The organism is Kitasatospora putterlickiae, assembly GCF_039527695.1.
Taxonomy (GTDB): Bacteria; Actinomycetota; Actinomycetes; order Streptomycetales; family Streptomycetaceae; genus Kitasatospora; species Kitasatospora putterlickiae.
In genome coordinates this window covers 14,022-14,989 of sequence record NZ_BAAAKJ010000031.1, presented here as the reverse complement: position 1 = coordinate 14,989, position 968 = coordinate 14,022, and the positions used below count along the sequence as shown (strand labels likewise).

Annotated in this window: 2 protein-coding genes; one reads left to right on the top strand and one right to left on the bottom strand. The window is 77.9% G+C overall.

The window, feature by feature from the left end; all coding sequences use genetic code 11:
- Window positions 1-669 (top strand): ABC transporter permease (locus ABD308_RS04210; protein ID WP_344325704.1); only part of this gene is annotated, 669 nt, incomplete at its 5' end.
- An 81-nt stretch (window positions 670-750) separates the two neighbouring features.
- On the opposite strand, the gene ABD308_RS04205 is transcribed toward ABD308_RS04210, so the two are convergent.
- Window positions 751-968, bottom strand: a 218-nt coding sequence (locus tag ABD308_RS04205; protein WP_344325701.1) for a YbaK/EbsC family protein, incomplete at its 5' end; no start/stop codon positions are given.

Here is a 968-nt window from a genome sequence, read left to right as displayed (position 1 = left end):
GCCGCGGCCGGTCCGCCCGCCGCACGTGATCCGTACGCACTGCCGCCGGGGCTGGACCTGGCGGGCGGCGGGAAGCGGCCGGCGGAGCCGTTGGCGCAGCGGCTGCTGCCCGAGCTGAGGGCCGGGGCGGCCACGGTGCTGGCCTGCCTGGTGCTGGGGGTCGTGATGGGCGGGCTGTGGGCCTGGCTGGCGCCCAAGGTGCCGCTGGTGGTGGACGGCAACAAGATCCTCTACGGGGACCCGGAGGGGGAGCAGCGGGCCGGGGCCGACAGCGTGTTCGTGCTGATCGGGCTGGGGATGGGGATCCTGACCGCGCTGGGGGCGTTCCTGCTCACCCGGAAGCGGGGCGGCGGCATCGCGGTGGCGGTCGGGCTCGCGGTCGGCGGCCTGCTGGCGTCGGTGGGGGCGTGGGGGCTCGGGCGGTGGCTCGGGCCGGGCCGCGACCTGGTCGCGGAGGCGCGGCGGGTCGGGAACGGCGGGCACTTCCAGGCGGACATCGACCTCGGGGCGTACGGGGCGGTGCTGGCGTGGCCGATGGCGGCGATGGTGCTGTTGCTGGCGCTGTCGGCGGCGTTCGGGAAGCGGGAGGAGGACCCGCCGCCGTACTGGGTGCCGGGGCCTCCGGCCGTGGACGCCGGGGCTCCGGTGGAGGACCGGCGGGACGGCTGAGGGGCGGGGGGTCGGACGGCGGTCCCCCGCGCCCCTCCTGAGGTGGGTGCACCACCTCGGCGCACGTCCTGGCGGGGGTGGTCAGGAGAGGCGGGCGATGGGGGCGGTGCGGGCGTCGGTGAGGGTGACGAGGTCGGCGGGGGAGAGCTCGACCTCCAGGCCGCGGCGGCCGGCGGAGACGTACACGGTGAGGTGGGCGAGGGCGGTGGCGTCGATGACGGTGCGCAGGGGGCGGCGCTGGCCCAGCGGGGAGATGCCGCCGAGGACGTAGCCGCTGCTGCGTTCGGCGGCGGCCGGGT